At 61.8% G+C, this 5,722-nt stretch carries 6 protein-coding genes; 2 read left to right on the top strand and 4 right to left on the bottom strand.

Annotated features, from left to right (window positions below; all coding sequences use genetic code 11):
- Together ABW043_RS17855 and ABW043_RS17850 are read left to right on the top strand one after the other, a co-directional pair.
- Window positions 1–397: hypothetical protein (locus ABW043_RS17855; RefSeq protein ID WP_353922547.1), on the top strand; the 397-nt coding region annotated here is incomplete at its 5' end.
- A 65-nt stretch (window positions 398–462) separates the two neighbouring features.
- Window positions 463–2,313, top strand: coding sequence for an ABC transporter ATP-binding protein (locus ABW043_RS17850; protein ID WP_353922546.1), 1,851 nt, complete (start codon window positions 463–465; stop codon window positions 2,311–2,313).
- Window position 2,314: 1 nt separating this feature from the next.
- Here the strand turns inward: ABW043_RS17850 and ABW043_RS17845 are convergent, their stop codons facing one another.
- The 4 genes from ABW043_RS17845 to ABW043_RS17830 are packed head-to-tail and all read right to left on the bottom strand — an operon-like array spanning window position 2,315 to window position 5,484.
- On the bottom strand, window positions 2,315–3,214 hold the full coding sequence (locus ABW043_RS17845; protein WP_353922545.1) for a LysR family transcriptional regulator: 900 nt from the start codon (window positions 3,212–3,214) through the stop codon (window positions 2,315–2,317).
- A gap of 58 nt (window positions 3,215–3,272) precedes the next feature.
- The gene (locus tag ABW043_RS17840) at window positions 3,273–4,445 is read right to left on the bottom strand and encodes an MFS transporter (RefSeq protein ID WP_353922544.1); all 1,173 of its coding nucleotides are present in this window, start codon (window positions 4,443–4,445) and stop codon (window positions 3,273–3,275) included.
- Window positions 4,435–4,818 carry a VOC family protein gene (locus tag ABW043_RS17835; protein WP_353922543.1) on the bottom strand — a complete coding sequence of 128 codons (384 nt, stop codon included), beginning with the start codon at window positions 4,816–4,818 and terminating at the stop codon, window positions 4,435–4,437. The genes ABW043_RS17840 and ABW043_RS17835 overlap by 11 nt, the downstream gene beginning before the upstream one ends.
- Entirely contained in the window at window positions 4,819–5,484 is a 666-nt protein-coding gene (locus ABW043_RS17830) for an RraA family protein (RefSeq protein WP_353922542.1), read from the bottom strand.
- Window positions 5,485–5,722: the final 238 nt, after the last annotated feature.

Genomic DNA, 5,722 nt, shown 5'->3' with positions numbered 1-5,722 from the left:
GATCGGCATCAATGTCACCCTCGACCTGCAGGAAAATGCCAGCTTCTTTGAGGCGCAGGATAAGCGTAGCTACCAGGCGGTGGTCAGCGGTGGCTCGTTCAACTCCAACGATCCCGGCGATCTGCGCGATTATGTGACCTGCGGCGCGGCCAACAACTATTCCGAGTTCTGCGTGGAAACCAACGACGCCGCCTTCAAGGCCTTCGATGAAGCGCTGGATCCGACAGAACGGAAATCGCTCGCCAACGCATGGGAGGCCAGTTTCCTCGCCAGCCATCCGGTGTTCTACATGTATTGGCGCAAGCGCTTCATGGGCGTCCACAACACCGTCCACGGCATGGTGCTGCACCCCAATACTGACAACAATATGCGGTGGGACCAGCTCTGGCTCTCCTGATAGACTCGGGGCTGCCGGCTCTCCGGCGGCCTCTTCTTCTGCCCTGCTGCCCAGAGATCGAAGCCATGACCGACACGCCCATTCTGTCCGTTGCCAATCTAAACGTCGCCTTCCAGACCATCGATCATGCCGGTCGCGTCGGCTGGACGCCCGTGGTCAACGATGTGTCATTCACCATCGCGCCTCGGCAAACGCTGGCGGTGGTCGGTGAATCGGGTTCGGGCAAGAGCGTTACCTCCCTTGCCATAATGGGCCTCCTCGATCCCAAGCATTCCCGCGTCACCGGCACGGTCAATTTCGCCGGCCGCAACCTGCTCGACCTGTCCGATGCGCAGATGCGCACGATCCGCGGCAACGAGATCGCGATGATCTTCCAGGAGCCCATGACCAGCCTCAACCCGGTCTACACCATCGGGCATCAGGTCTCGGAAGTTCTCATCGAGCACAAGGGGCTAAGCCAGGAAGCGGCCGATGCCGAGACCGTGCGGCTCTTCGAACGGGTTCGCATTCCCGCGGCCAAATCGCGCCTCAACGACTACCCGCACAATTTCTCCGGCGGCATGCGGCAGCGCGTGCTCATCGCCATGGCGCTTGCGTGCCATCCAAAACTATTGATCGCCGACGAGCCGACGACGGCCCTCGATGTCACCATTCAGGCCCAGATCGTCGAGCTGATCAAGGAACTGCAGGCCGAAGAAGGCATGTCGGTGATGTTCATCACCCACGACATGGGCGTCGTCGCCGAAATCGCTGACAAGACCATCGTCATGTACAAGGGCCGGGCGGTGGAAACCGGCGCCACCGAAGATGTCTTTGCCCATCAGGGACACCCCTATACCAAAGCCCTGCTGTCGGCCGTACCACGGCTGGGATCGATGACCGGCATCGAGCGCCCGATGCGCTTCCCCGTCGTCGACAAGACCACGGGCGAGTCTGATGTGCCGACCCAAACGCCAGACACCGTCGAGCGGGTCGGCGACCCACTGCTTCAGGTGACCAATCTCGTCAAACGTTTCGACATCCACAAAGGCATGATGCGTAAGGTCGTGGCGCGGGTCCATGCGGTCGAAAATATCTCCTTCGACCTGCGTGTCGGCGAGACCCTGGCGCTCGTCGGCGAGTCAGGATGCGGCAAGTCGACCACTGGCCAGTCCATCTTGCGCCTGCAGGAGCCGAATGGCGGGCAAATCCTCTTCGAGGGCACCGATCTTCGGAAGCTGGACACGCTTGAGATGCGCTCGATGCGTTCGCGCATCCAGATGATCTTTCAGGATCCCTATGCCAGCCTCAATCCGCGCATCAGGATTGGCGACGCCATTGCCGAGCCCATTCTACAGCACGGCCTGGGCGACCGGCAGTTTGCCCGGGAGCGTGTGGCCGAATTAATGGAGCGCGTCGGCCTGACCGCCGAAATGGCCAATCGCTTCCCGCATGAATTTTCAGGCGGTCAACGCCAGCGCATTTCCATCGCCCGCGCGCTGGCGCTTAATCCCAAGCTGATTGTGGCCGACGAGGCAGTCTCGGCGCTCGATGTGTCGATCAAGGCGCAGGTCGTCAACCTGCTTCTCGACCTGCAATCCCAGCTCAAGCTCGCCTATCTTTTCATCTCGCATGACATGGCCGTGGTCGAGCGCCTCAGCCATCGGGTCGCCATCATGTATCTGGGCGAAATTGTCGAGATCGGACCGCGCGCGGCCATTTTCGGCAATCCGCAACACCCCTATACCAAGCGCCTGATGGCCGCCGTTCCGGTGCCCGATCCAGCCCGCCGGCTCATCAAGCGACCGGTCTCCAACGACGAAATCAAGAGCCCGATCCGCGGGATCGACTATGTCGTTCCACCCCGCCAGATGCGCGAGGTCACGCCCGGCCACTTCGTGCAGGAGTTTGGCGAGGAATGGGCCAAATCGGCCTGAGCTAAACCTGCCCGTCGAGCGAGAAGTCGCAGACCTCTTCGGCGATCCGCGCAATCATCCCGGTCAGCGGGCTGATCGGATCGTCGCGGTGGACCGCAACATATTGCAGCGGCGGCAGCACGATCTCGGTCTTGACCTCACGCAGGCGCCCGCGGCGGATTTCCTCGTCAAAGACGCCCTTGTGAAGATAGGTGATGCCCATCCCGGCAGCGGTCATACGCGCCAGGGCGGTAAGATTGGTACAGGCCGTCACGACATTGGCCGTCTGCCCCCATTCGCGCAGATAGCGGTTCATGATCACCTCTGCCGCTGCCGTGTCGCCATGGCCGAGGATGGGCAGTTTGGCGAATTCCTCGGCTGTCAGCATACCGTCACCCGGAACAAGGTTCGGGCTCGCCACCCAGACCCGTTCCACGGACGCAAGTTCGGTCACCTGCAGGTCGGCATCGACCCTGAGCTTGGTCCCGATGGCGAGGTCGATCTTGCGTTCGCGCAGCATCAGGTTGATCTGGGTCGAGGTATCAACCCGAGACATCGGCACGAGCCCGGGAAACCGCTCCGAAATCACCGCGCAAAGCTTTGGCAGCCAGGTGAGGGCGACAGCTTCGGTCACTCCGAAACGAAAGGGGCCTGTCGGGTTCGGGGCGCCTGCGCCTACGGCCGTTACTGAATTGTGCGAGCGCAGGAAATTCTCGCTCGCCCGCATCAGCTCCTCCCCCTTGGCGGTAAGCCGGATGGCCCGCTTGGTCCGGTCAAACACCTCGACGCCGAGCGTCATCTCCAGTTCCTGGATGCGCTTTGAGATATTGGACTGGGTCGTGTTCAGCCGATCAGCCGCGGCGACGAAACTGCCCAGCGTGCCGCTCCAGTAGAACGCCTCGATCTGTTTGACGCTGGGCATGGCATGGCTCCAAATCTGAAACTGTGCCGGTTCCTAGCATGCCGGCAGGCCGAGGGCATCACGCCCGTGGGGTGCTGACCCTGACCAGCAATCCGCAAACCATCAGCCCCGCGCCGACGACGGCAAAGATACTGCCGGGTCCGAGCGCGGCCGCAACGGTACCGGCGCCGAGCGGCAGCAGAAACTGGCCGAGCCGGCTGGCGGTCAGCCGCAGGGACATCGCCGTGGCCCGGCTTTCGATCGGCGCAATGGCGAGTGTAAGCGAAATGGAACAGGCAATCGCAAGGCCCATGCCGAACCCGGTCCCCGCGAGCACGGTGCCTAACAGCCAGAGCGGCATTTCAAAGGCAAACGCCGCCGTCGCAAGGCCAGTCGAGGCCAGCGAAATGGAGATCAGCCCGGGTTTCCCCACCCGCAGCACCAGGCTCGAAAACATGAAACGCGAGGCCATGGAGGCGATGGCGCGAAGGCTTAGCAGCACACCAACCGTGGCGGCGTCGATACCCTGAGCAGCGCCGAGGACGGGAAAAAAGACGATGATGAGATCGTTCGCGGTCAGGCAAAGGCTGCTCGAAAGCAGGATCACCAAGAGGCCGGGCGTGCGCAACAGGCTGCCGATGCCAGACGGCAGGGTTTTCGTGTCGCCGCTGTGTTTGGGTAGTGCCCGCACCATTGCCAGCCCGCTGAGGACGAGGGCCATGGCCATCGCGGCGAGAAGCCAATGTATCCTCTGGTCCGGATGCAAGTCGCCCGCGGGCGTCGTCAGCGAAAGCGCCAGCGGACCAAGCACATGCCCGAGCGAGGTTGCGACAAGAAAATGACCCAGCACCCGGTCATGGCCCTCCGGCCCCGAGCAGCGCGTCGTCATCAGTTGCAGAGCCGAGATCACCATGACCTGGCCGATGCCAAGCATGGCGGTGAAGGCAAAGATGGTGATGAAGTCGGAAGCGACCAGCCACAGGCCGAGGATCGCCAACGCAACGAGCACGACGCCGGCAAGGGCGGTGCCACCCTCGCCGTGGCGATCATTGCGCTGGCCGATCTGGACCAGCAGAAACACCGGCAACAGCGCAAAGGCCGAGGACAGGATGCCAAGCTGGGACAGTGGCATCGCCATTTCTACAGCACGGTAGGAGGTGACGATACGCGCCAGCGGCACGGTCACTTGCAGGAGCGTCGCTGACAGCAGCAGTGGACCGAGCAGTCGCCAGTTCAGCCGCTCACGCGCCATCTACGAACTGCAGCGTGCCGCCTTCCGGATCGCTGAGGTTGAAAAGCGTACGCCCCGTTTCGGGGATGGCGCGCATCTCGCCTTTCACCGGCAGCCCGGCCGCCGTGAATGCCGCGAAAGTCGCCGCAATGTCGCTGGAGCGCAACGCCATGTGGCGCAAGCCCAGCGGCCGCGTCTTGCCATTGCCGTCGACGGGCGAGGTCAATTCAAGAATCGGCTGCTCGCCGGGACCGGGAAAGCGCAGCTCGATCGAACCGCCACCGTGATCCGTGCGTCGGTGCTCGGAAAATCCCGCAGCGATGAAAAAGCGCGCCATGGCTTCCGGATCGCTGACAACGATATCGATATGGTCAATGCCCACGAGATCAGACATTCAGCCCTCCGGAAATTCGCAACCGAGGCGCTTCAGCGTTTCGTCGATCCAGGTGCGCGCTTCACCTACGGGCGAAACATTGGTTTCGGAGGCGAATTTCTTTTCCGCTGCGACAACCACTTCGTCCGCATCGCGAATCCCAACGCAGACAAATCCGTCGTCATCGGCAACGATGAGGTCACCCGGTTCGATCACCATGCCGTCGATGGCGATGGGATAGTTGATTTCGCCGGGGCCATTCTTGTAGGGGCCGCGATGGGTGATGCCGGCGGCAAACACCGGCAAAGCGTGCTGGCGCAGCGTGTCGGCGTCGCGAATGGCGCCGTTGATGATGATGCCGGCAAGCCCTCGATCGGCAGCGACTTCCACCATGCGCTCGCCGATGATCGCATTGGTGACATCGCCCCCCGCATCGACCACAAGCACCCAGCCGGGCTGGGCCATGGAAATGGCCTTGTGCACCATCAGATTGTCGCCCGGCGCAGTCTTCACGGTAATGGCCGGGCCAGCCATTTTCGCCTTGCCAATCGGGCGCAGCGTCGCGCCGCCAGCGGTCATGCGCCGCATGGAATCGCTGATGCAAGCAACTGGTATGGCGGCAAATCGCTCAACCAGTGCAGGGCTCACGGTGGTTCTATCGGCGCCAATGCGAAGGCCAACAGGCATGTCTTCTCTCCCAATAACCGCGATGCCGAGCATGCGGGGTTGCGGCTTGTCTGCCGTCACGTTCGGGAAAAGATTTAGCGCCTGCATCGAATTCCGATAAGCGAATTTATAACATGCTTTTCTATCGCTTTTTTGCTGAACACGTAGCGTTGCTCTTCCGCTAACCAATGAAGAAAAGCGATTTAAAGGACCGAATTTTTATCGCTTGAATTCGTGTAGCCAGACTCTACCGTTCAGG

Origin of the sequence: Devosia sp. (assembly GCF_040509215.1) — a bacterium.
Taxonomy (GTDB): Bacteria; Pseudomonadota; Alphaproteobacteria; order Rhizobiales; family Devosiaceae; genus Devosia.
Note: the sequence above shows the minus strand (reverse complement) of the source record. Positions and strands in the feature narration are given on the sequence as shown.

Excerpts from the sequence above, each read along its gene's own strand:
- ABW043_RS17850 (WP_353922546.1), top strand. The coding sequence starts at position 463 with ATGACCGACACGCCCATTCTGTCCGTTGCCAATCTAAACGTCGCCTTC.
- ABW043_RS17845 (WP_353922545.1), bottom strand. The coding sequence starts at position 3,214 with ATGCCCAGCGTCAAACAGATCGAGGCGTTCTACTGGAGCGGCACGCTG.
- ABW043_RS17840 (WP_353922544.1), bottom strand. The coding sequence starts at position 4,445 with ATGGCGCGTGAGCGGCTGAACTGGCGACTGCTCGGTCCACTGCTGCTG.
- ABW043_RS17835 (WP_353922543.1), bottom strand. The coding sequence starts at position 4,818 with ATGTCTGATCTCGTGGGCATTGACCATATCGATATCGTTGTCAGCGAT.
- ABW043_RS17830 (WP_353922542.1), bottom strand. The coding sequence starts at position 5,484 with ATGCCTGTTGGCCTTCGCATTGGCGCCGATAGAACCACCGTGAGCCCT.